Source organism: Macromonas nakdongensis (assembly GCF_002837145.1).
Lineage (GTDB): Bacteria > Pseudomonadota > Gammaproteobacteria > Burkholderiales > Burkholderiaceae_C > Macromonas_B > Macromonas_B nakdongensis.
Genome location: NZ_NWMV01000019.1, coordinates 16,346 through 42,081, shown reverse-complemented (window position 1 = coordinate 42,081; position 25,736 = coordinate 16,346). Strand labels below are relative to the sequence as shown.

6 protein-coding genes (1 of these 6 cut by a window edge) are annotated in these 25,736 nt (G+C 66.2%); all 6 read right to left on the bottom strand.

Annotation, left to right across the window (positions count from 1 at the left end; translation table 11 throughout):
* Positions 1 to 71 precede the first annotated feature (71 nt).
* Positions 72 to 914: an efflux RND transporter periplasmic adaptor subunit gene (locus CON77_RS03465; RefSeq protein ID WP_157826831.1), complete on the bottom strand. Its 843-nt coding sequence runs from the start codon at positions 912 to 914 to the stop codon at positions 72 to 74.
* Positions 911 to 2,908 (bottom strand): preprotein translocase subunit SecA, encoded by a 1,998-nt coding sequence (locus CON77_RS03460; protein ID WP_232788390.1) that lies wholly within the window; start codon positions 2,906 to 2,908, stop codon positions 911 to 913. Before CON77_RS03460 ends, CON77_RS03465 begins: the two co-directional genes overlap by 4 nt.
* 4 nt (positions 2,909 to 2,912) lie before the next feature.
* Positions 2,913 to 5,066 carry a PqqD family peptide modification chaperone gene (locus tag CON77_RS03455; RefSeq protein WP_101047747.1) on the bottom strand — a complete coding sequence of 718 codons (2,154 nt, stop codon included), beginning with the start codon at positions 5,064 to 5,066 and terminating at the stop codon, positions 2,913 to 2,915.
* Positions 5,063 to 6,940 carry an efflux RND transporter periplasmic adaptor subunit gene (locus CON77_RS03450; RefSeq protein WP_101047746.1) on the bottom strand — a complete coding sequence of 626 codons (1,878 nt, stop codon included), beginning with the start codon at positions 6,938 to 6,940 and terminating at the stop codon, positions 5,063 to 5,065. The genes CON77_RS03455 and CON77_RS03450 overlap by 4 nt, the downstream gene beginning before the upstream one ends.
* Positions 6,941 to 7,025: 85 nt before the next feature.
* A complete protein-coding gene (locus tag CON77_RS03445) occupies positions 7,026 to 7,829 on the bottom strand; it encodes a SapC family protein (RefSeq protein ID WP_101047745.1) in 804 nt (267 codons plus the stop codon).
* Between the two features lie 177 nt (positions 7,830 to 8,006).
* Positions 8,007 to 25,736 carry the 3' portion of an LEPR-XLL domain-containing protein gene (locus CON77_RS03440; RefSeq protein ID WP_101047744.1) on the bottom strand. The gene runs 12,786 nt beyond the window's last position, so the window shows 17,730 of its 30,516 coding nt (coding positions 12,787-30,516); the start codon falls outside the window, past its right edge — the gene reads right to left on this strand; it ends in the stop codon at positions 8,007 to 8,009.

Below are 25,736 nucleotides of genomic sequence, written 5' to 3'. Positions count from 1 at the left end.
GCCGGCGCACGCACAGGTCCGACCACTGCCAGTGGCAGCGCCCGCAAAAGGGTTGCGATTTTACCCCGCCCTCAACGCACGCGCGCGGCGACCGGACCCCCGCCCCCCACCTCGGAGAATTCCACCTGGCAGCGGATGCCGCCCGGCAACTGCCCTTGGGGATTGGGCAATTCCAGACGCACGCCGTAGGTGCCACTGGCCGCGTCGAGCACCCGGTCCACCACCTTGATCGTGGCTTTCTGGGGCGCCCCACCTTCCGGGGTCACCTGCCCGACCATGCCTGGACGCAATTTGCCAAAGGTGGACAAGGGCAACACGGCCTCAACCCGCAACGGGTGGATCTGCGCCAGCTTGAGGATGGGTTTGCGGCCATTGCCGGCCTCGGCCAGGTCACCCGGGTTGAGCATGCGGTCCACGACGATGCCGTTGAAAGGGCTGCGCAAGGTCTTCTGGTTCAACTGGTCGACGGCGCGCTGGTACTCCAAGCGGGCCAACTCCCGGTTCTCCATCGCCTCTTTCAGTTCGGATTCGGCCAGGTTGTGCTCGGTTTCGGCTTCGTCCCGGGCCTGGGCAGAAATGAAACTCTGCTGGTGCAGTTCGTTGGAGCGCTGCGTCTTGCGCTGGGCGTACTGCATGCGATTTCGGGAAGCGGCAATGCGGCCCTCGGCCTGCGCACGGTATTGGGCGACAGCCGCGGACGAACGCTCGACCGAGGCATCCAATTCGACGAGCACCTGGCCGGCGCGCACATCGTCCCCACGCTGGACGTGGATGCGGCGCACCAGCCCCTCGACCGCGCTGCGGATTTCGACGGTTTGCGCCGGCTCCAGCAAGCACTCGAAAGGGGCCGCCCCCACCCCGCCCGGCCAGGCCAGCACGGTCAGACCGGCGAGAAAACAGCGGTTCACGTTCATGGTTGTCTCCCGGAAAACGAAAGCACTTGGTCGAGCTGCCGATCCACCTTCAGGTTCTGGCGGCGGATGCCGACATTTTTGCGTTCCGCCTGCCATTGCGCCAGCCGTCGCAGGCCGTCAATGGCCCAGGCGGGCAAGGCACGCCCCTGCCGCAGCCAAGTGTCCACCCAAGCGCGGGCCCAGGGTGTATGGAGGGAAAAAATTTCATCTTCCAGTGACACGAAGACCGAACAACTGCCGGGGTCGCCCTGCCGGCCGCAACGGCCATACAACTGGCGGTCGATGCGCGCGGATTCGTGGTACTCCGTCAAGATGACGTGCAGGCCGCCAGGCGACAAGGTGTCGGGGCTCAGGCGGATGTCGGTGCCGCGGCCGGCCATGTTGGTGGCGACGGTGATGCGCCCGGCCTGCCCAGCCAGGGCGATCACGGCGGCCTCGAACTGGTCTTGTTTGGCGTTGAGCAAGGCATGCGGCAGACCGCGCGCCGTCAGCACCGCGCTGATGGTTTCCGAGGCCTTGACCGAACGCGTGCCGATGAGGACGGGCCGGCCCTGTTGCTGTGCCAGGCCGGCGGCCGCATCGGCCACGGCCTGCCACTTGTCGGCCGGGGTGGCAAACAGACGCGGGGCTTCGTGCCTGCGGGCCAAAGGCCGGTGCAAGGGGATGACGGCCACGTCCAGGCCGTACACGGTCCGAATTTCGGGGGCCACCTCCCGGGCAGTTCCGCTCATGCCACTGAGCAACAGGTAGCGCTGGAACAGACGCTGGTAGGTGATGCGCGCCAGGGTCTTGCGTTCGCTGGTGGGCTCGCAACCCTCCTTGGTTTCGATCATCTGGTGCAGGCCACGCTCCCAACTCCGGTCGGGCAGGATGCGCCCCGTCGATTCGTCCACGATCTGCACCTTGCCGTCGGCCACGACGTAATGCTCGTCGCGGTGAAACAGGTGGAGGGCACTCAAGGCTTGGCGCACCAGCTCCTCCCGGCCGCGCCGGGAGGTCCACACCCCGCCCAGCGGTTCGGCGAAAGCGTCGACCTTGTCGATGGCCTGGGGACACAGCCGAACCTGGCGGGTGCGGGCATCCAGCCGGAAATCCTCGTGGAGCTCCAGCAGTTCGGCCAATTCGAGCGCACGTCGGCAGTTGTCGGCGGTTTCACCCTGCGGGCCGCTGGCCGACAGGATCAGGGGCGTGCGGGCCTCGTCGATGAACACGCTGTCGGCCTCGTCCACGATGGCGAAATGCAGACCGCGCAGCACCAGTGACCGCTGCTGGGCAGCGCCACCGATCTTTTCCAGGGCCAGGTGCAGGCTGCCCTCCCGATCGCCCAGGGCGACGCGGTCGCGCAGGTAATCGAAGGCCAGCTCCTTGTTGGTGCAGTAGGTCAGTGGCTGGGCGTAGGCTTCGCGGCGGGCCTGGGGCGACATGCCCTGCACCACGCAACCCACGCTGAGGCCGGCGAAACGGTAGAGCGGGGCCATTTCCTCGGCATCGCGGTGGGCCAGGTAGTCGTTGACGGTGACGACGTGCACCGGCTGGCCGGCCAGCGCCGCGGTGCAGGCCGCCAGCGCCGCGGTGAGGGTCTTGCCCTCGCCGGTGGCCATCTCCACCAACCGCCCCTGCAACAAGGCCCAGGCCCCCATCAGCTGGGTGTCGAAATGCCGGCGCCCCAAGAGGCGGTGCGAGGCCTCCCGCAACACGGCGAAGCAGGCCCCCACGGGCTGCAGCGCATGGCCCTGGCGGCGCAGTTGGGGCCGCAGATCTTGCAGGCGTTGCTGCAATTCGGCATCGCTGAGGCTGTGCAGCCCGGCTTCGTGCTCGCGCACCGTGTGCAGGATGTCGCGGTAGCACCCCGAGCCCTGGCGCACCAGGGCCGGCCACGGGGCCACGGCGTGGGCATAGAGAGACTGGGCCAGGCGGTCGTGCCAGCCGGGCACGGCCTCGGCCCGTTCGGGGAAGGGGCGCAGGACCCGATCCACCCGGCTGGAATGGGACAAGGCTCTAGACATGGAAATGCGACAGGAAGACCCGCCGGACCGTGCGGAACCACTGGACGGCCAGCGGCTCCCAATCGTGCTCAAAACGGACGTGCACACGCTGGCCAAAGAGGTAAAGGCGTTGCGGGTGGTCGAGCTGCACGTCGAACTGGAACAGGCGCTCCAGGGTCTTGGTGCCCTGGGGGTCCTTCGGGTCGACGGTGATGCGCCCTCCCCCCGTCACCGACAAGGCTGGACTGGGCAGGCGCTGATCGCCGGCGGGCACCTCGCGCACCAGGCGGCCCTCGATGACCTGGGCCAGGCCATGCGCGAGCCGCACCTCGACATGGCGGGTGGCTTGGCGCACCACGTCGACCTCGGCCTGGGTGACAACGACCCGAGCCACGTCGGGCGGGCGGTCGGTCACGTAGCCCACGATTTCGCCCTTGCGGTAGTAGCGCCCGGGGGCATCCTGGGCCCGCGGCAGGTGAAAAGTGCCCTGCCCGCGGGACAGCACGAGCATGGCCGCGGCGCGCTCCCGCTCCCGGGCCAGGGCCGCCTGTTCGGCCCAGACGCGCTCGCGCAGCACCGCCGCCTGGCCAGGGTCGATCGCGAACTGGGCGTGGTAATTGGCCTCGGCTTCTGCCAGACGGGCCTCGGCCAGGGCCACCTCGGCGTCCAGCGCCGGGTCATGCAAACGCAACAAAGGCGCGCCCGCCGACACGCGCGCACCGGGCTCGGCGAGCAAGGTTTCGACGAAACCGTTGCCGCCGGCACGGACCACCGCCTCGTCGGGCAGCCAGACGACGCCTTCGGCCTGAGAGCGGAACGGCACGGGCACCAGCAACACGAACAGCAAAAAGGTGGCCAGCACACCCCCCACCAGGGTCAGGCCGTGCCGGCGCTGTCCCCCCAGACGGGGGCTGGTGAACAGGTAGCGCAGGCCCTTGAACAGCGGCAACCCAGCCATGCTGAACACGGCCCAGAAGGCCAGCAACACCCCAATGAAGAAAAATTCGCCCGCGATGAACAACGCGATCGCGACGGTGATGACGATCCGGTACACCGTGGACGCCACACCGTAAAAGAGCAGCCAAACCCGCTCGCCAGCGGCATGCACCGGCGGTTCGACATCGGACAGGCGCAACACATGGCGCTCGAACACGTAGGCCCAATACCGCAGGGAACGCTGGGCCAGGTTGGGCATCTCGATCAGGTCCACCAGGATGTAGTAAGCGTCGTAGCGCAACAAGGGATTGCCGTTGAAGACCAGGGTGGACACGCCCGCCACCAGCATCACGTTGAACAGGATGGCCCGCCACACGCCCGGTTCGACCAGGAGCCAGAGGTAAAACGCCAGGGCGGCCACGAACAATTCCACCAGCATGCCGGCGGCCCCCACCACGGCCCGCTGGGTCTTGGACCGGAACACCGTGGCCGCCGAGGCTTCCACATAGGGAACGGGCATCAGCACCAGGAACATGAGCCCCATGTCGTGCACCTCGCCGCCCCCCACCTTGGTGGCGTAGGCATGCCCCAGTTCGTGGAGGGCCTTGAGGGCGGGAAACACCAGCCACAACAGCAGGAGGTTGTCCACGGCGAGCACACGGTCGCTGAAATTGTGGGTGAGCGCGGTCCAATGCGCCGGCAACAGGAGCAGGGCCGGCAACACCACCGCCACCCACAACAGGGCCCCCCAACGCCCCCAGAGCGGACCGGCCAGGGCCCGGGTGCGCTCCAAGAAGACATCGGGGTCCCACAGCGGCAGGCGCAAGGCCATGGGGTTGCTCCAAGACCGGCGACGCCGGGTTTTGCTCTCGCGCTCACCGCGCTGGAACAACTCGGCGGCGTCGGGCGTGGCGTTGCTTTGCAGCAGATCGGCCGCGTGCAATTGGCCCAGGAGTTGAATCACCTCGTCCTGGGTGGGGGCCTCATCGTCCAGATGGCGGTTGGCTAGCTCCCACAACTGGTCGACGGTGCGGCGCCCGTCCATGGCCGCGATCAGCAGGCGGGCCGCCGGGGTGAAGCGGTGGACGCGACCCGTGGCGGGGTCTTGCAGCAGGTACCAGACCTCGTCGCGGTAGCGGTGCCGGTACAAACGGGCTTGCGAACGCAGGCGGGGCTTCAAGCCGGCCACCCGGTGCCAGGCATTGCTCGTGACCGGGGCCTGGTGGCTCATGGCATCCAGTTCCAGAAGGCCAGGCGCAGCCAGTCCATCAGGCCGTGGGTCCAGATCCAGATCAGGCGCCGTTCGCCGACACCGACCTTGCCCACCCCCTCCATGCCGGGACGCAAGCGGTCGGAAGCGGCGTCCACCTGGGCCTCCACCCGAAAAAGGTTGCGTCCGTCCTGTGTCGAAGTGACCGGGGTGATCTGCTTGACGGTGAACGGCAGGGCCTGCCCAGGCAAACCGGAGAGCACCATATCGCCGCGTTGCCCGGGACTCAGGTCGGCGATGTCGCGCTCGTCCACCTCCAGGATGACGCGGTAGGCGTCCAGCGGCGCCACCTCGAACAAGACCTTGCCCTGCTCGACCGGGGTGCCCAGCAACTGGCTGAGATCGCCGGAGACGACGATGCCATCGAACGGTGCAGTCAGGCTGGCCCGCTCCAGCCGTCCCTGGACCAGGGAGAGCTGGGCCCGGGCCTGCTGGGCCTGGGCCTGGGCCTGCATCCAGGCCGCGCGGTCCTGCACCGCCATGGCCTGGCGCTGCTTGCCCTGCAGTTGTTGCAGCTCGGCAGACCAGCGGGTCTGCTCCAGCAGCAAGTCTTTGTCGTCCAGCCGGGCCAGCACCTGCCCGCGGCGGACCGTGTCGCCGGCGCGGACCAGGCTTTCCACGACGTAGCCGTTGAAAGGCGCCACGGCGGCACGCTGCACCGCACCCTCCACCACCGTGCGGGCGGACACCCGGTAGTCCCCCGACACCACGCTGAACACCAGCAATACCAGGCACAAGGACAGCGCGATCAGCTTGGCCCCCGGATGGCGCGGCCCAAACAAAACGCGCTGGGCCTCCTGCCCACGCTCGATCAGGCGTTGGACCACGCTTCTTTCGCTGGACTGTTTGAGCGCCACCACCGGCCCGAGGGCCAACCCCAGCGCCCGGCACACGTCGGTGGCGGCGGCATCGAAGGGGGGGCCGGCGGTGCGCTCGAACGTGACAACCCCCAGCGCTTGCCCCTCGCTCACCAACGGCACGGAGCAAATGGCCGCGACCTGCGCCTCACGCGCCAGCGCGGCATGGGCCAGCAGGCCGAGTTCGTCGCCATCGGGGGGCGGGTAGACCATGGTCAGGTCGAGGTCCAGCACCTCGTCCATGGCATCGCCCAGCAGGCGAACAAGGTTGGTGCGGCGGTCGAAGGTGGCGGTGTGGGAAATGACGAGCACTTCGGCCTCGCCGTCCCGGTCCAGCCCGAGGCTGACCCGGTCGCACTGCAGACGGGAGGCCAGCATGTTGACCACGGCGGTGGCCGAATGCGCCAGCAACGGTGCCTCCATGGCGGTGGCCAGGGCATCGGCGACGAGGGTCAACCGGTCGAAACGCTGTTGCTGCAAGGCCTGCTGCTGTTGGCGGAAGTGGTCCACCAGCCAGGCGGTGCCCCAGTGGACCAGGCGCAGGGCCTGCTGCAGTTCGGCATCGGCACAAGGGGACAGGTGCACCACCACCGCGCCGAATAGCACGCCCGACACCTCGATCGGGTACGCGATGTGCACCGCCTGCCCCCGGTTCGGCGGCGAAACACCGTCCTGGGCCACCACGGTGCCCGCCTGGTCCCGCAGGGCTTTGGTGGCGGCCGGCACCAGGTACTGCATAGGCCTGGACGCATCGGGCCACACCGCGGCGGCCAGGTAGCTGCCATCGTCCGCCCCATCCGTGGCACGCAACAAGAGCAAGGCCCCTTGCGCCAGGTGGATTTGCGCGCAGAGGATGCCCAGCCAGCTGTTGGTGAAGTCCCCGGCGTGGGTGGGCGCGGTGAAATGCGCCCAAGCCGCGGACTCGGCCCGGCTGCGGTCCTCTTGGACCAGGGAGTGGATGGAGGCGGTGTTTGACATCGGCAGCTAGGCGCAAAAAAGCCTGGAGCTGCGTCGCGCCCGCCGCCTCAGGCGGGTCCGCGGCGCACGGGTTGGGCGTGGCCGTTCAGGCCGCGGCCTGCTGCCCGGACTTTTTTGCAGCGGCCACCTCCGCACTCGCCGCAGGCGCCGTGTCGGCGTTGCCCCCTGGGATGACCACCAACCGTTCGCGCACGCTGGAAAAGTTGCGGATGGACTCCAGGTGGAGGTAGATCAACTCCATCTCGTCGGTGCGCACCAAGTCGCTCAGGGCCTCGCCCGACAAGGCCTTGAGGCGCTTGCGATCGACGGCCATGAACCCGGTGAGGGCGAGTTTCTCCCCTCCAGGCAGGGTGACAGAAGCTTGCATGGACTCGAGCAGATCCAATTCCTTGAGCTTGCGGCAGAAGGCCTGGGTGCGCTGGAACTGCACCTGGTAGTTCTGCAGGAATTTGAGGACGTTGTCGACGTAGGGGGTCGGCTGGCCCTCCTCGTTGAACAGGCGTTCGCCCCGCCCGGCCTGATTGAAGCCTTTGAAGGCTTCATCGATGCACAGCGTCAGGGTCTTGCCGTCGCTGTCGCTGGAAAAAATGAAGGGGTAGCGGCGGATGAAGGCGGGGATGTATTTGCCCTTCCAGCCGCCCTCGGCATCGAGGTAAACATTTTCGTTGCCGCGCATGCCCAGGATGACGACCGGCATGATGCTCTCGCCAGCGCCAGCGAAAACAATCGCGTACTCGCTGGCCGCGGGTGGGAATTCCACCGCCATCAGGGGCACCGAATTCACCTTGCGACTGAAGGCGTAGTCGCCCCCGGCCTCCACACACCAATTGGCGTGGCGACGGGCCGACACGGGAAATGCGGTTTCATAGATCAACATTTGCGTGCTCATGACGAACCTTTCCTGGGTTGTTGCGGACACATGGCAGGCTGACTTCGCTGACGAGTCCTCCCGTCTGAACCATGCTAAGAGGGCGCAACGTAGATATGACCTAGAAATGCGCAAAACAAACGGCCCGTGCACCGCCCCCTGCGGGGCAGCACACGGGCCGCAAGCCCTGCGCCCGGTTCAGAGCACGCGGGCCGACGGTGCGGCCTCCACCGTCACGGGCAACTGCACCCGCAAGCTGGCGTTGGGGTTGCGAGCAGACTCGCTCTGCCCCAGGTGTTGCACAAAGTCGCTGACCCAGGCGGCCCGGGCGGCCGGCGGCACCACGTGCGCCGAGGGCGCTTGCTGGTCCCACAGGATGCGCAGCCCCACCGCCTCGGCCGCCGGAGCCGGCGTGGGCGGCAGGGGCATGTCGAACACCGGGGCGCCGAAGGTGGACACGGCCGCGGCCATGGCCGGCTGCCCCGCTGCCGGGGCCGGTGCGCCGTCGTCCAGCAGCATGGTGCGCGAGCCGGTGGCCAAGGTGTCGTCCATCCAGCCACCGTCCTCGTGGTCCAGCCCCAGACCGTGGCCCAACTCGTGCGCCAGCACCGAGAGCAGGTCCATGCGCGTGGTCGCCGCGCCTTCGGTGGCCTGGCCATCGGTGCCGAACTCACGGTCGTCGCCCGGGGTGTGGTCCACGAACCAGCCGTGGCCGGCAGCGTTCACGTCGATGGTGATGACACCGTCTTCGTAGCGGCCCAGTTCGGCACCGGCCAGGTCGTCGATGCGCACGGTGACGTCGGCCAAGGCCGCGAGCAGCGCCGGGTCTTCGGTCAGGCTGAGGCGGCGCAGCGCTTCTTGCAGCAGGGCCTCGGCCTGTTCCTGGGTGACGCGCTGGCCCTTGGCATGCTCGGCCTCGCCCTGTGCCGACACCAGCGAAGCGCCGGGCACGTAGCCTTCGAAGGCCGGGTCGTTGGTGCGGACGCGGAAGTCGTCGAACGAGGCACTGCCGTTCTGAACCATGAGGCCGAACTGCCCGTCCACCAGGGCGGAGTTGAAGCTGTGGGTGCCGACGAATGCACCGCCCACGTAGATGCTGGCCGACGCACCGTTGAACACGAGCTTGAGCGCGTAGTCGGTGCCGGCGCTCAAGGTGCGGGCGTAGGTCTTGTCGATGCGCAGACCGTCTTCGGGCGACACATGTCCAACGATGACGCGGTCGTTCGCGTCGTCCAGGGCGACGAACTTGAAGTCGTTGTTGCCATAGACGTCGAACGCGATGCCCCCGATGGCGCCGGTGCGCACCTTGGCCTCCAGTTCCAGGTACGCGTCCACCGACAGAGGCTGGCCCAGGTCGGCCAGGCTGAGGGCGGTGCTACCGGTCGCGGCGGTGCCGTTGTAGCGGTCGCTGACCAGCGACCAGGTGCCGGTGGCCGGCTCGAAGATCTGGGGCGACGTGCTGCCGGTGAAGGTGTTGACGTAGTCCAGCGACAGGTCGGGCGGCAGCACCTGCACGGTGAAGTTGTCCACCGTGCCCTTGGCACCGTCCAGCGCAAAGCCAACCATGCCCTGGTTGAGCGGCACCGCCTCGCCGTCGACGATGCGCGGCGCGAAGGTGTAGGTGAACCAGTTGACGCCCGCCACCGACACCGTCACGTTGGTGCCGTTGACGGCCACCAGCATCTGGTAGTTGGTGCCGGGCTTGAGCTGCACGGGCTTGTTGGACTGCACCACCTGGTGCCAGCCGCTGGCATCGCGGTAGCCCATCTCGATCTTGTTGGTGGAGATGTTGATGCCGGCGTACTTGAAGTCGGTGGGCGACTGGTAGTCGAAGATGACGTAGGCATTGGCCTTCCAGGTGCCGGTGGGCTTGTCGGCGGTGATGACGGCGCTGATCTCGTAGTACGTCGGCAGGTAGCTGTCGAGGTAGTACACGGCCACGGCCTGATCGCTGCCGTTGGCTGCGGACGCCTTGAGCTTGCCGCTGCTGACGCTGAAGGTACCGGAATCGGGGGCGAAGCCGCCGGTGGTGCCGTCGTTGAAGTCGGAGGTGCGCAACACGTCGCGCCGGCCGCCGGGGATGTTGCCGGGCTGCGGGTCGGTGGGGCCGCCGGTTTGGTCTTGCCAGTAGCCGTGGTCCTGCTGGGTGATGAGCCCGATCTCGCTGTTCACACCGCCCATCAGCTTATTGACATTGCTGTAGCGGTCGGTGCCGTTGGATTCGCCGGTGTCGGCGGTTCGGGTGATGTCGGCACCGTCGCTGTGGGCCTGGGCGTAGAGGAAGTCGAACAGCTGCGGCGGCACCTGGCGGCTGACCGTGGCGATGCCAAAGGGCGCGAAAGGCACGATGTAGCTGTTGAATTCACCCACCCAGTCAATGAGGCGGTCGCCACCGGTGTTGCCGACGAGGACATCCAGCCCAGCGCCGCCGAAGGCACGGTCCTCGTATGCGACGTGGCTGTCGGGCACGTCGTTGAGGGCCTTGCTGGTGTCGTAGGTCTTGCTGTAGGTGCGCACGCCATTCGCATCGACGAAGACGTTGCGCCCGCCCATGACGTCGTCGGCGTTGAGCAGGTCGTTGCCCCAGCCGCCGTAGAGGTGGTCGCGGCCCGTGCCGCCCACGATCCAGTCGTTGCCCAGGTCGCCGAAGATGGCGTCTTTGCCGTCGCTTTCGCGCAGCTGCCAAGACGTGGTGACCGGCGTACCGTTCGGGTTGAACTGGGTGTAGCCACCGATCTTGACGCCTTCGTCCTCGGCGAAGTTGAGGAAGTACTGCCGCAGGTCGGTGAGCTGGCCACCCTGGGGCAGCGGGTTGTTCTCGTCCCACACGGTGCCGTCGGGGTGGAAGAGGATGGTGCGGCGCGGGTCGTATTCGTCGTAGAGGAAGAATTCACCGAGACGCGGCACGATGGGTTTGGGTGAGTTCCATGGGTTGGTGTCGTCGCCGAAGTAGAGGATGTTGCCGGGGTTCCAGGGCCGGGTGTAGTCGATGCGCACCAGGCCCGCCACGGGGGTGGCCTGCTGTTCGAGCTGGCCGGTGTTGACCCCGTCGCCAAAGCGCACGGTGTAGGACACGGTGAGCGCCTCGGCACCGCTGATGGCGTCGTTGCCAGCCCCACCGTGCAGGAAATCGTCGCCCAGGCCGCCGAAGATGATGTCATCGGCGAAGAGCGGCGCGTCAAGCTGTACGGTGAGCGGATCGGACGTGCCCAGTTCGCCTTGCGGCACCAGCAGGTAGGTGGTGAGGTCCACCGACTTCTTGAGTTCACCGCCGATGTTGATGGTCTCGGTCTGCACCTGCCCCGGGGTGTAGATGAACTCGTTGAGCACGTTGCCCTGGCTGGTGCGGGTGTCGGGGTCGCTTGCAAGCAAGGCCTCCACACCGAACAGGCTTTCGGCCTTGTTCGTAAGGGCGGTGTTGCGGCTGGTGAAGATGCGCCCGTCGTCGCCGATGACGCCGTCTTCGCCAGTGCCGCCGGAGATGAAGTCGGCTCCCCAGCCGCCGACGATGTCGTCGTCCTCGGCGTCGCCGAAGGCGATGTCGGCCCCGCCGCCCAGATAGATGGTGTCGTCACCGGTTTCGCCGTGCACCTCGTCGTGGCCGCCGATGTCGTGGCGGGCATAGAGGCCGAATTCCTTGCGCATGGTGTCGTTGGGCAGCACCTCGCCGGGCTCACCGGTGGGCAGGTAGAAGTCCGCCGGGACGAAGTCGGGGCCGCCCGGGGTGTAGTCGAGCAGGCTGACGCCGCGGACCACGATCTTCTGGCCCGCGTAGACGTCGTAGTTGAAGGTGACGTAGTTCTGGGCCAGCGGGCTGAGGTCGGGGCGCGGATTCACGTCCACCCCGTTGATGCCCACAATGCGCACGATATTGCCGTTGTCGCCGACGATGGTGTCGGCGTCTTCGGCATGGCGCGAGGACTCGGCCAGCGTGTCAGACAAGGACCCATCGGCGTTCTTCGCGTTGTTGCGCGAGATCTGCGTGCCCGAACCGCCGAAGATGATGTCGTCGTCGTCGGGTCGGCTGTCGGCGCTGGTGAGGCTGAAGAAGCTGGAGGAGCCGCCCACCAGGTCGTCCTGGCCCAGGTTGCCGAAGATGACGTCGCAGCCGCCACCGCCTTCGATGTAGTCTTGGCCGTCGTGGTTCTGCCCGTTGGTGCTGGTTTGCGGGTTGTCGAAGCTGGCCACCACCTTGAGCGCGCCAATCGGGTCATTGGCATCGCCGCCCGCCCGGGCCGCCCCCACGTGGGCCGTGGCCGCCACAGCGCTGGCGATGGAGCCGTCGCCCTGGATGACGTCATGCCCAAGCTGGCCGAAGATCTGGTCGTGCCCGGCGCCACCGGCGATGTAGTCGTTGCCGAAGCTGCCCACCCCGGTGTCGCCCTGGTCCATGGAGAAGGTGTGCAGGTCGGCGTAGTCGATCTTGTACTCGGCCCACCATTGCGGTCCATTCGGGTCGCGGTAGGCACGGGCGATGCCGTCGGTGAGAAGAACGCCACTGGTGTACTGGGTGATGCCGACATCGGTGCCCCCCGGCGGCACGTAGCCACCAGCCATGCTCTCAGCCTGACGGTCGGTGCGGCTGTAAAGCAGGCTGCCATACAGCGTCTGGAAGCGCAGGCTGGCAATGTCGTCGATCAGGCTGTTGTCGTAGGCGCCACCCATGCGGGTGAGCCGCACGTTGTCGCCAAAGATCAGGTCGTCGCCCTGGCGGCCGTCGATCATGTCGTGGCCCGCACCGCCAATGAGGATGTCGTCGGTGTCGGTGCCAAAGACGGTGTCGTCGCCGCCGTTTTGCAGCTCCACAGAGTTGATGGCAATGATGGACGCCAGCTCGGTGGTCTGGATCTTTTGCAGCAGCACGGGCGGCAGGTTGGGGTCTTCCACCGCCTGCACCACCTCGCCGTGGTCGCCGAAGACGATGTTCTGCACGTCGGCGTTGCCGCTGCCGTTGCCGTCGAGGGTGTCGCGCCCGGCCTGCAGGTCGTCGCGCACGGGCGAGGCCACGGGCTTGAAGGTGCTGTCGGCCTTGGCAATGTTCTTGTCCACGGACGGGCCGGGGCTGTTGTCCACCGTGGTAATCTGCAGGGCGCGCGTGAGGATGTTGACGTTGACGCCGCTGTCGCCATAGATGTGGTCGGTGCCGAGCTGGCCGAGGATGGTGTCGTCGCCCGAGCCGCCAGCCAGGTGGTCGCCGTTCTGGCTGCCGATGATGAAGTCGTTGCCCGCACCGCCGTAGGCCGTGATGCCGACCGTGGCGCCGTTGTTGAAGAGCGCGCTGGCGTCGATGACGTCGTGGCCCGCCAGCTTGTAGGGGTTGGCCACGGGGAAGATCCACTCGTCGTCCTCGTTGTCCTCGTCGGGCAGTTGCGGGAAGGGGTCGAACGGTTTTTCGCCGAACTCCAGGCCCAGCCGGTCTTGCGGGCGGCCGCTGTACCACACGCCGTCCTGGCTGGTGTCGCCGTAGATGACGAGCGGGCTGTCGGGCCCGGCGCCACCGTTGACGATGAAGTGGTCGCCGCCGACGCGCTTGCTGCCGTCGCGGGTGATGTCGTAGCCGAAGATGGTGAGATCGGTGGGACCGTGGCAGCCGCAGTCACTGAGAGCGGCGTTGCCCAGCACTGCCGTGGTGCCACTGTCGCGGAAGCCGGTGATGGTGAAGCCGCCCGCGTAGCCTTCAATGTAGATGACCTGACCAACGTAGAAGCCCTCGGCCTCCCAGGTGCCGCCACTGCGGGTGACGGTGGTGTGCAGGTCGTCGATCAGCGGGTCAGCGTTGAAGTCGGTGAGCTGGACGGTGACCTGCTCGCTGACCTCGGTGCGCAGCGCCTCGGTCACATGGATGTGCAGCGCCACGTCGTCACCCGTGGCCAGCGGATCGCCTTGCGTCGGCACCAGCACCAGCATGGAAGCCGTGCCCCAGGCGGCGAAGGGTTGGTCACCGTCGTTGGCGACCCACTGCGCATTGCGGATTTCGGCGATGCGGTAGGTGTGCGGGCCATCGCCCAGTTGCAGGTACTGGCCGACCTGGTAACGGTCTTCGGTGAAGCTGCGGCCGTCGGTGCGGGTGAGCGAGACGGCACCGGTGGACGAGCCGTTGACCTGGGTGGTGGTGCCCACGTCGAAGCTGCCGTTGGTCTCGATCCAGCGGTTGCCGCCGCCGTGCGTGACGGTGAGGCCGCCGTGCGGGCCCTGAACAAAGATGGCGTTGTAGGTGACGGTACCGCTGGTCATGGCCAGGCCTTCGAGCACCATGCCCAAGCCGTCTTCGGTGAAGGACAGCACGCGGTACTGCTGGTCGCCGCCATTGCTGCGCAGGGTGACGAGGTGGCCTTCCAGGAAGCCTTCGCTTTCCCAAGTACTGCCGCTCTTGGTGAGCGTGCCGCCCGTGGCGCTGCCAGCAACGTCAACCTCTTCACCCAGCAGCATGACGAGCCGGTCGATGGCGATGATCTTGTGCTCGCCAGTGAGTGCCGGCAAATCGACACCGTTGGCGTTTTCCACCACCAGGATGGAGTTGTCGTTGGGGTCGCGGTAAGGCAGGCCGGTGTCGGGGTTGATGATGGGGGTGACACCATCCGCCTCGAAATATTCGATGGCATCTTCAATGGCCACCACGCGCCATTGCATGCCGGCGTAGGCAGGGTCGTCGATCTCGATGAGTTGGCCGACCAGGAAGCCCTGGGCCTTCCAGTCGAAGCCGTCGCGGCGGATGGTGCCGTCGCCCACCTCGGGGGCGCCTGGTTTGGCCACATAAGGCGCGGCCTGGAAGGTGAACACGTTCTGCGCCTGCACGAAGGGCGCGGGCTGGAGGGTGCTGTTGATGGTGAGCTGGTCGTTGCCCTCGCCCAGCATGAGGTTAACGACCTCGATGGTGGACTGCTGGAGGTTGGTGTCGAAGCCGCCAGCACCGAAGTTGACCTTGCCAAAGCTGATGCCACCGGGCACCACCAGGCTTTCGCCGAAGGTGTCGGCGTCTTCCTGGCTGACGCCATAGACGAGTTCGGAGAAGTCCAGCTCGTCGGCCATGTTGAAGCCGGTGAGCGTGGTCTGGGTCATCACGCCGGTGCCGTTGGCCTTGCTCGTGTCATTGAAGATGTTGAGCACGTCGATCTGCTGGCTTTCGGGCGCCTGCGTACCGATGGCGATGAGGAAGCCGTCGGCTTCGCCAGGCAGCTTGACACCGTTGGTCAGCGAGCGGTCGGCCCCGGTGGGCCCGCCTTCCACGGCCAGCGGGCCGCGCAGGTTGGCCAGGTAGTGGCCCGACACGGGGAAGGCCTTGACGCCTTCGCGCACGGTGGGCACCTCGAAGTACGGGTCGGCCTCCAGCACCACGGTGTGCTGCTGATGCCAGGCGCTGGGGTCACTTTCAATGCTGTTGAAGGTGATGATCTTGGCGATGCGGTTGACTTCGACGTCAAGCGTGCCGGTGAGCCAGCCGGGCAAGGCACCACCGTTTTCCAGGGTGAACTGCAGGCGGTCGTCCTTGGTGTCGTTGTCGCCGCGAATGATGGCGATCTTGAAGTCGGCGTGGTTGCCGGTGCGCTCTCCGTTGTTGTCCAGCTCAAACACCCGCACGCGCTGGCCTTCCAGGAAGCCTTCGGCCAGCCAGCCCTGCACGTCGCCCGTGGCGGATGTGCGGAACAAGCGGTCCACCTGCACCCCCAAGAACTCGTCGTACTCATTTTCCTCGACTTCGACCTGCCCTTTCCACACCCCTTCGGGCGCCAGCACCGACAGGCTGACCGTGTCCTGCACCTCGGTCTCCGTACCCACGGACAGGGCCGCACTGAGGGTAATGCTGTCATCGGTCACGGCGGTGACGACGTAGTCGCCGTTGTAGGCCACACCCGCGCCGCCGATGCGGATCTGGTCGCCCACCTGCCAGCCTTCTTCAATGAAGCTGCCCAGGTCGGCGCCGGTGCCGCGCGTGAGGGTGCCGAAGCCGCCCACGTTCTCGAACACGATGGAGCCCGCGAAGCGTTCGCTCGGGCGGATGGCACCGATGGTCTGGTACGTGGGGCTGAGCGAGACGCCGTTGCCGTCGAGGATGTCAGCCACGTCGGCCAGGCCATCGGTGAGGATGGCCACGTCCACGGTCTTGCCGTCTTCGACGGGCCGCGTCAGGCGGATGGTGTAGGTGTCGTCCTGGCTTTGGTCGCCAGCTTCATCGGGGTCGTCGTTGATGACCAGCGTGCTGCCGCCGCTTTCCAGCACCACGGCGCCTTCGGTCTCGTTGTCAATGACCTCCACGTCCAGGATGCCGGTGCCGGAACGCAGGTTGGGGATGACGTAGTCGCCATCTGCGTCATCGTTTTGGCCGTCGTATATCAGCTCATCGTCTTCGTTGTAGACGTCGTTGTCGAGAACGAACTTGAGCACGGCCGTTTCGGGGTCTTCGGCCACGAAGTCGTCCAGCGCCTGCACGTTCACGCGCACGGCATCGTTCCAGTTGGTGCTGTCAAACGAGATGGTGCGGGTGGACGCGTTGAAGCGGCCCGATCCGCCGTCGCTGAGCGCGATGGCCGCGTCATCACCCGCGCCGAAGTCGATGCGGATGACAATGGTGTCGCCCAACTCGGGGGCGCGGCTGAGCTGCACCAGGAAGGCGTCCTGCAGTTCGGTGGTGCCGTTGCCTTCGATCACCAGCGTGCGGCCGTCCACCTCGGCAGGGTTGTTGGGGTTGATCTCGGTGATCTGCACGCCGGGTGTGTCGTTGTCGATGACGGTGGCTTCGACGTTGCGCACGTCGATGGCGTCGTAACGCTCGTCGTTGGAGATGACGGAGTGCTGGATGACCACCACGCGATCGCCTTCGGAGCGCGGGTCGTCTGGCGCATAGACGAAGACCGATTGCTCGTCGTCCCAGTTGCTGGCGTCGAAACGCAGCACGATGGCACGGTTGGCGACCTTCGTGGCCACGCCGTCCACGTAGATGGTGCGCTGGAAGTCGCCACGGACCACATCGGCACCGTCAGCACTCAGCAGCCCCGAGGGGTCGTACTGGCCGAGCCAGATGGAGTCGCCCTCGCCATCGACCAGCGGGTCGGGATTGAGGTCGTAGCCGTCGCGCTCTTCCTGGTTGGAACGGGACGCCGACACCGTGACATAGACCACCTGGTCACCGGTGAGCGCCTCGGCCAGCCGCACGGTGTAGAAGTCGAACACGCCGGCCTGGTCGTCGGTGCGTTCGGCCACCACGGTCCGGCCGTCGGTGGCGCCACCCGTTTCTTCGTTGATGACCACCAGCCCCTCGCCCGTGACCGGCACGTTGTAGTCGATGCCGTCGATGACGATGCCGTTGTAGAGGAAGTCGTCGGAAGTGACGAGGTGGTCCACCGTGCCCGAGGCGCCTTCCAGCTCGCGGGTGACGATGTCCTCGGTCACGTCGCCCGCGACGTTGATGGTGTCGGAGCCCAGGCCGCCGATGACGCGGTAGGCCACGCCGAATTCGGTGGACTGCACGAAGAACTCGTCGTCGCCTTCCAAGCCATCCACCTCCACCACCTCGATGGTGGTGTACTTGACGCTCAGCCCCGCGCCATAGATGCCGTTCTTGGTGATGACGATGTCGTCGGCGAATTCGGTGCCCAGGATGACGAGCTTGTCGAAGCCCGTGCCGCCATCGACCGAGACCGGCGCGTTGACGTTGTAGCGCACCTCGTCGGCGCCGCCGCCGGTGCGGATGTCGGGCGCCTGCGCGACCGAGAAGCCGCGCCCGATCTGCGGTGTGGCCACGCCGTCCTCGTCGAGCACGATGGTGTCATCGCTGACGTTGCCCTGTGTGAGGTTGAGGTCAACGTAGTTGATGGTGAGGTCGCGGTTGACGTCGAAGGGGCTCTGACTGCCCACCGGCAGGGGCAAGGCGTTGAGCTTGGCGGCCAATGCCGTTTTGTAGTCGGCCAGCGGAATGAAGGTCCCCACCAGCGAAGGCGGCAACTGGGCCACCACCTCGACGACGGTCTGCGTCTCGTCGTCGCGCCAGATCTCGTCCAACGCCTTGAGCACCGCCACGCCGTCGTCCAGATCGGCCTGGTTCATTTTGCCATCGTTGTTCCAGTCGAAGTCCACCGTGGCGGCCAGGGCAAAGGCGCGCACGATGAAGAGGTCGTTGTCGTCGTCGCCTTCCAGCCGGAGGGCGGACTGGTTGGAGTAGACGCGGAACTCGTCGTTGCCGCTGCCGCCGAGCGCCACCATGGGCGCCGTGGCACCGGCAGACAGCCAACCGCGCGTGGTGGCCACGAGGTTGGCGAACACGTCCTCGGGCAACAGGTTGCCGTCGGCTTCGTTGCGGTTGCTGCCAAAGATCTGGCCCACCTGGAAGGTGTCGAAGCCTTCGCCGCCGTCAAGCGTGGTGGTGACGGTGGCGTCGTCGCTGTAGAAGGCGTCGTTGCCGCCACGCCCTTCCACGACCAGCCGGCCGTTGAGCCCGGTGTCGTAGTTGATGCGCTGGACTTCGGTGGAGCTTTCGTTACCAACGATGACGTCTTCGTAGGTGGACACCTGGCCGTGCAGCATGGCCACGTAGCCGGGTCGGTCGGCATCTGGCTCACCGGGAATGTACTGGCCCGCGCGCAGCAGGAAGATGTCGTCGCCGGGCTTGTTGCCCAGGCCGTCCAGGCCGTTGACGTCGCTGTCGAAGCCGTAGATGAAGGCCTCGTCCACGCCGTCGTCTTCGTGGCCGTGGTCGAGCAGGTTGATGATGTAGTTGCGGTTATCCACGCCGTTGGAACCGGTGGTGTGGATGAAGTAGCTGTCGCTGCCGGCCTGGCCGTCGAGCGTGAGGGTGTGCTCGGCCACCACGCCAGCGGTCTCGGGCGAGGTGCGGGTGGCGGCGTCTTGCAGGTAAAAGACGCTAAAAGAATCTTCGCCGTCGTTGCCATGGTCGCCGGGATCGGTCACCAAGTTGTCGCCATCACGGACTTCCGGGTCCACCGTGGCGTCGGCGGAGCCGTACACCCGGGTTTTGCTGCCGATGAAGATGTAGCCCGCATCGCCCTGGCTGGCGCCACCTTCGATGCCGGTGGGGTCGCCGAACTGGAAGAAGTCCTCGTCGGCGTTGCCGAAGATCTGCGTCAGGTGCAAGGGGCTGGCCAAGCTGGGCGTGGCGGTGCCCTCGGGCGAACCGATGCCCTCACTGCCCAGAGTGGTGACCACCGCGCCCGCAATCAGGCGACCGCGCAGGATCATGTGGGTGCCAAAGTTGGCGTCGTTGTCGATGTGGTCGCCACGGATGACGATGCCCTGGGCAGCCAGGATTTCAGCGTTCTCGTCGGTGAACACGTTGTCACCCACGCGCAGTTCCACGCTGCCCTGCTCGGCAAAGATCTGCCCGTGTGGCACGTTGCGTTGCGCGTCGGGCTGGTTGCCGCCTGCGTTGCTGGCGGTGGTGTCGTCCTCGGCGAAGCGGGCTTGACCGTGGTCGATGAGGTAGAGGTTTTCGTCCACCGAGGTGTCGCCTTCAACACCATCCGCCTCGCGCACGGTCAGGCGGATGTTTCCGCTGTAGCTGTGCGCCAGCACCAGGCGCAGCTCGTCGTCCACCTCGGTCAGGTAGATGCCGCCGGTGGCCTCCAGGCCCACGTCGTCGTCGTCGCTTTCCAGCCAGTCGTCCAGGTTGGGCAGGTAGTCGCTGACGGGGGGCTGGGCCAGCGGGTCGCCGTGATCGGTAGAGGCACGGCGGCTGTCGATTTCCACGTCGTTGCCCACTTGCCCGATGCTGCCGCCGTTGGCGTCCAGGTCCACGGACTGGGCCAGCACGTTGGCGTCGCCGTCCACATCGTCCAGAACCTTGGCGTCGAGGATGGAGCCGCCCGTGGTGCGCAGCGAAACGTCATCGGACGTCTTGACCGTGTGCAAGTAGAGGTTGCCGCTCATCTCGTCGATGAAGATGCCCTGGGTCTGCGCGGCGCTGGCCATGTCGTAGGCGCGCAGCACGCCGGTCGCGTTGTCCACCTTGGCAACGTTGATTTCCAGGAAGTTGTCGCTACGGCCAATGCCGCCCAGCGGGTTGCCGGCGCCTACGGTACGGGTTGGATCGAGCACCTCGCCCGGCACCTCGGACGCATCGGGGTTGACGAAGCTGGACGCCGCCACCATCGTGATGTTGCGGCCCGCCACGTCGGAGGTGGCGTTGCTGTCGCCCGTGGCGTCGATGATGCGCTGGGGCGAATACAGCAGCACATCACTGAAGTTGGAGGTGATGCTCTCCACACGCAGGTCGTCGGTCTTTTCGGTCAGCGCCACCCAGCCGTTGGTCAGCACGGTGATGTGGCCTGTGCCGGTCTGCGAGCCGGTCACGTCAAGCTCGGTAATGCCCAGCACGTTGACCGTGCGGTTGGCCGTGCTGTTGGCGTTTTCCACCGCCACCACCTTGACGTTGTTGCCTGCCTGCAAGCCCGCCAGCTCGTAGGCGCCCTTGACGGGGGTGCTCAGCGGGTTGCGACCGCGGAAATCGTAGGTGGAGGCGATGTTGCTGCTGCTGTTGGCATACACCCCGCGGTCCCTGGGCTGCTGAGCACCATCGTTCTGATCGAAGAAGGTGTAGTGCGTCTCGCCGCCGGGCTCGTTGTCCCACTTGACCAGGATGCCGCCATACAGGCCGCCCCCGGTCTGGTTCAGGCTGGACTGCAGCAACAGGTCGATGTCGTTGCCCGCGCTCACGCGGTCGATGTCGACGATGTAATTGGCACCATCCATGCGCTGCAGGGCGCGCAGGTCCATGCCCACGTTGTCACCGGCATCCACCGTGAATTGCTCTTTGGCCGTCAAAGTGTGGGTGTCGGTCGGGCTGCCCGCCGCGCCAATTTCGATAACTTCCCCTCCGAGGGTCTCAGCAAGGCCAACACTCAGTCCATCGTCAGACACCACGGTGTAGTAGTAACCACCACTGGTCAGTCCGGTGATGTCGGCACCGCTGGTCTTGACGTATTGCACCAGTTGACCGGTCACAAAGGGGTTGGATTGCCCCAGCACGATCTGGTGGGTGGTGCTGTTGACCAGGTTGGTGCGGAAGTTCGCACCCTGTGGCAACCCTGCCGCATCCACGATGTCCACGTTGACGCGGTCGGCCGAGTAGCCGGGAATGCTTTCGGAGCCCAGTGTCACGGTGCCCACATTGTCGCGGGCGTCGATCTTGAGGATGTTGGTGCGCACCAGCGAGTTGCTGTCGCGGTTGCCCGTGCCGTACACCGATCCCACGGTGTTGACGATGGACGTGGTGCCGATGGGGTTGTTGATGGTGCCGTTCAGGTAGACGTCGCTGCCGTCCCCATCGGCGTCGGGCCCCAGGTTGAGGATCTCGATGACCGTGGGCGACACGTCCTGCACGATGTTAAAGCTCATCGCTCCCGGCGTGCCCCCCACCGCCGTGGCCTGCGGATCGAACCACACCAGGGCCTGGTCGCCGCCGGTCACGTCGATGCGGTTGATGACAATGTCCTTGTCGGACCGGTTGGTGATCTTCACGCGCGAGAGCGTCTCGCGGAAGGTCCAGGTGCCGCCGGCGCCAGCAATGGCGGCCGAAACGAACACCACATCGCCCGGGCCGGGGTTGGTGATGTCGTTGACGACGATGGTGTCGCTGTCGACGTTCTGGCCCTCGCCTTCCGCCGAGGCACCGCCACCCGCACTGTCGTTGACCGTGACCTCCACCGCGGTGAGGATCTTGCCGTCTTCGGCAATGCTCAGTTCCTTGACCAGCAGCTCCGGCGAACGGCCCGAGAGGATGAGCACATTGGAGTCGAAGTCGATCTGGTCGGTGACCGTGTCCGGGTTGGGCGACTTGCTCGACCCACCCAGGGCCAGCGAGCGCTTGCTGGTGCTGGCCCGCACCTCGTTGGAGATGCTGCCGTTGTCGGTGGACACATAGAAGGCCAGGTGCTCCTCGTTGCCGGTGGGGATGCCGGTGCCCGTGGGATGCCCCATCGGGTCGCCGCTCACCTCGCCACTGCGCGGGCGGGGACCGGCGGTCACCAGCGCGCCACCGGCGCCCAGCACCGCCGAGTCCAAACGGATGTCGGCCCGGGTGGTCGAGTCCACATAACCGAACAGCCCGGTAGAGCGCGAGAAGGTCTTGGTCAGGGTGTCGACGTTGTCAAAGCGGGTGATGAAGTCCACCCCCTCCCAACCGGTCACCTGGGCGCCGGCCTTCAGGTCGATGGTCAGGTCGATGTCGGCGTACAGCGCGGCATAGGCCGTGCCCTCGCCGTAGAAGCCGGCCCCACGGCCATCGGCCTCCACGCGGGCGTAGAACTTGTCCATGGTGGCGCTGAGCAGCACCTGGTTGCCTTCGAGGATGGCGTTCTGCCCAATCACCACCTCGCTCTTCGAACTGGCCACGTCGATCTGCACATCGGCGCTGGCGTCGCCACCGAAGCCGATACCCGAACCGGTGGATTTGCCAGTGATGGAAACCGAGGCGTTGGCGTCCACCCGGGCCAAGCCGTTGATGGCCCGCACCACCGCGTTCTGGCCGATGCGGGCCACGGCGGCGAACTTCAGGTCGTTGGTGTCCTGGTCGATGCCACCGCTTTCGGCGTAGTCGGTGTTGGGGTAAACGGTGCCCACAAAGCCGCCGGCGCTGGAACGCGAGGTCGAGGCCGAGCGGGCCACCACATCGGCCTCCACCGTCACGTTGCCCAGCGCTACCACCGAAGCGTTGTCGGCGATGCTGGCGGTGCTTTGGAGGTATTGGTCGCTGTCGGCGTTGGCCGAGCCCACCGCCACGAAGCCGCCGGTGCCGTTGACCGCGAAGGCGGTGGTGTGGGTTTCGGCCAGGCTGCCCACCACCACGCTACCGCTGGTGGTGAGTTGTGCCGCCGCCACCACCGCACTCACGGTGGGGTTGCTGGTGACCTTGGCTTCGTTGGCGCTGGAGCCCACAAAACCGCCGCCCGAGCCCTTGGCGTAGGCGGTGGTGATGCCATCGCCGGCGTTGGGTACCAGTTCGCTGAGCGATACGCCTTCTGGGCCGGTCAGGCTGTGCACCGGGTTGGTGCCGTCCACGTAGGTGAAGCTGGCGGCAATGTCGATGCGCAACTGCTGCACCGAGGCCGTGGCCTGGTTGGCCACCAGGTCCACCGCCAGCTGGCCGATGAAATGGTTGGCAAAAGGCAGACTGGGGTCGGTGGCGCGCGGCGCCAGGTTGAGCGTGCCGGCCGCGCTGGGACTGAGCTTGAGGCGGAAGTGGTCGGCGTCGATCACGTCCACGTAGTAAGTGGCGTTGCTGGTGAGGCCGCCAATGGCCACGTCCTGCAGGCGCACGAAGGCATGGGTGTCCGGGTCGAGGATGGTGTTGGCCGGGGCGTCGTAATACTGGCGCGCGAGCTGGATCACCGCCGGTACATCTACCGTGGCGTTCACCGTGCCACGCGTGACGCTGGAGAGGTCGGAGGCCACGCTGTACAGGCGCTGCGAGGCAGTAAGCGTGAGGGTGTTGCCGCTGATGGCGTCGATGGTATAGAACTCGCCCGAGCCGGTGCTGTTCAAGCCGGCCGCACCCACGTGGATCTGCTGACCCACCGCAAAGCCTTCGGCGGCCCAACCGCTGCCACCGATCCAGACGATCTGGTCCTTGTCCCCGGGGTTCGCACCCCGGATGTACTGGAACTCGTCGGTGATGCGCTGGTTCTGCACGTCCGGCCCACCGGTGAGGGTGAGCGTGTCGCCACTGACAGCGCCGATGGTGTAGCTGCCGTTGTAGCCGGGAGCACCTGTGATCTGGATCACCTGCGTGGCGGCAAACCCGTTGTCGGCCCAGTTTTTCTGGTCGCTGCGTACCAGTTTCTGCACACCGTTGTCGGACACAAACCAGAAATCGGTGGTGACGACGTCGTTGACCTTGAGCTGGATGCTGGTGGGGCTGACCACCTTCACCCGGTACACGCTGTTGTGGACCAGACCGCCAATGGCGGTGAGTTCGCCGTCGTTGAACAGACCGGTGAAGTCGGGGTGATCGGGGTCGTTGGCGCGCGGGTCGGGGTTGACGAAGTCCTTGACGGTGTAGAGCACCTTGTCGCCGCTGCTGAAACCATGGGCCGTGGCGAAGGTGATGCTGTCGCTGACCTCGCTCACACCCGCCATACCGACGGTGGCCGGGGCTGGAGCGATGTAGGTGACCGCGTCGCCACTGCTCAGGCCGTGGCCGACTTGGGTGATGACATTGGTGGTGTCGTTGATGTCGGCCGGGGTGAAGGTGTCCAGCGAAGCGGTGGGGTTGGTGGCCTTGGCCAGCGAATCTACCAGTTGGATGGTGCTGGCGTCGAGCACGCGCACGTAGTACAGGGTACCGGCGTCGTCGCCCTCGCTGGCGGCCGCAATGCCCACCCCCGCGCGGTAGCGCAGGGTGTCGCCGCTGCTGTAGCTGTGCCCGCCGTTGAGGAAGGTGATGGTGTCGGCCAGGGCGTTGATCTGCACGCCGTCGGTGATGTACTCGATGGCGTCGAGGTCCACCGCGAATTCGGCCAGGCGGTGGCTGTTGAGCGTGCGGGTGCCGTCGGGGTCGGACACCGGCTCGATGTTCGCCACCAGCGTGCGTTCCGCGTCGTGGTAGAGGCGGATGGTGTCGTTGTTGATTTTCTCGACGTAGTAGCTGTTCTGGTCCTGCAGGCCGCTGAGCGGCAGGTCTTTTTCACGGATCAGGGTGTGCGTGTCGTTGGACTCGCGCAGCACAAAAGCGCCGGGGTTGTCGATGTCGGGCACCGAGTCCTGCGGGCGGCCAATGGCGATGGCGTCCTGGTCGAAGGCAATCTGGCTCAGGTTGCCGCGGTCGATCACCGCCGAACCCGAACCAGCGGCCAGCACCGAACCATCGACCAGGGAAATCTGGTTGCCCGACACCGCCGCAATGGTGTACTGCGTGGTGACGGCACCGCGTGTCACGTCGATCGTCTGCAGGGCTGCGAACCCCTCGTTGGCGAAGTTGCCCTCGGACCAGACGATGGTGGCCAGGTCACTGCCATTCTGGGCGGTGAAGGTGAAGGAGTTGTCGGCGATGCGCGTAGCCTGGAAGTTCGGGCTGCTGGCCACCGTCAAGGCACTGCTGCTCACACCGGTGATGTCCCATTTACCGAGGAGGGCGTCCAACGGATCGAAGTAAAGGCTGACGTCCTCGGTGGCGGTGAAGCCGTCGGTGATAAAACTGCCGCCGTCGTTGCGCAGGAACTTCTGTGTCCCGTTGTCGAGGAAGAAGTCCACGTCGTTGAGTACGATGCGCTCGCTGCGCACCAGTTGAATCGCATAGTCACCCAAGGTGCGCACGCGGTAGGTCTCGCCGTTGACCAGACCCGTCAGGGCCGAGGCCTGGGCCGGATCACCGCCGGCATCCACCGCGCGGTACACCACCAGCTCGTTGTCGGTAAAGCCGTGTTCGTACAGATTGCCTTCGTCGTCGAGGAAAACGATGGTGTTGTTGTCCTGAAACACCAGCTTGAGCTGGCTGTCGACGTAAGTGACCGAGGCGTCCACCTGCCCAGTGGCAAAGGTGATGGGGTCGGGGGCGTCGTAGATCACCAGGTCACCGGTCTCGAAGCCGTGACCGGTGATGGCGATGGTGTTGGCCCCGCCGTTGACACTGCTCAAGGCGTCGAAAGCCTTGTAGTAGGCATCGGGGTTCAGCGCACGGGCTCGGGCCGCGTCGCGCTCGACCTGGGTGGCGTAATCGCCATACACCAGGCGGATGCGGGTGTCGTCAATGCGCTGCACGAAGTAGAGCTTGCCCTCTTGCAGGCCAAAATTGGCCAGTGCCTGGTTGTCGCCGGGGTAGTAGCGCACTTGGTCGCCGGCCAGGAAGTTGTGTGGCGCCACGAAGGTGATGATTTCGGTGTCGCTGTCCACGTTCGCGGTGTCGAAGGTGGCGCCCAGGTAGATGCGGTCGCCATTGACGTTGCCCTGGTCGTCGGTCACGTTGATGACCCCGTACTGGCGATG

Excerpts from the sequence above, each read along its gene's own strand:
- CON77_RS03455 (WP_101047747.1), bottom strand. The coding sequence starts at position 5,066 with ATGAGCCACCAGGCCCCGGTCACGAGCAATGCCTGGCACCGGGTGGCC.
- CON77_RS03465 (WP_157826831.1), bottom strand. The coding sequence starts at position 914 with ATGAACGTGAACCGCTGTTTTCTCGCCGGTCTGACCGTGCTGGCCTGG.
- CON77_RS03445 (WP_101047745.1), bottom strand. The coding sequence starts at position 7,829 with ATGAGCACGCAAATGTTGATCTATGAAACCGCATTTCCCGTGTCGGCC.
- CON77_RS03450 (WP_101047746.1), bottom strand. The coding sequence starts at position 6,940 with ATGTCAAACACCGCCTCCATCCACTCCCTGGTCCAAGAGGACCGCAGC.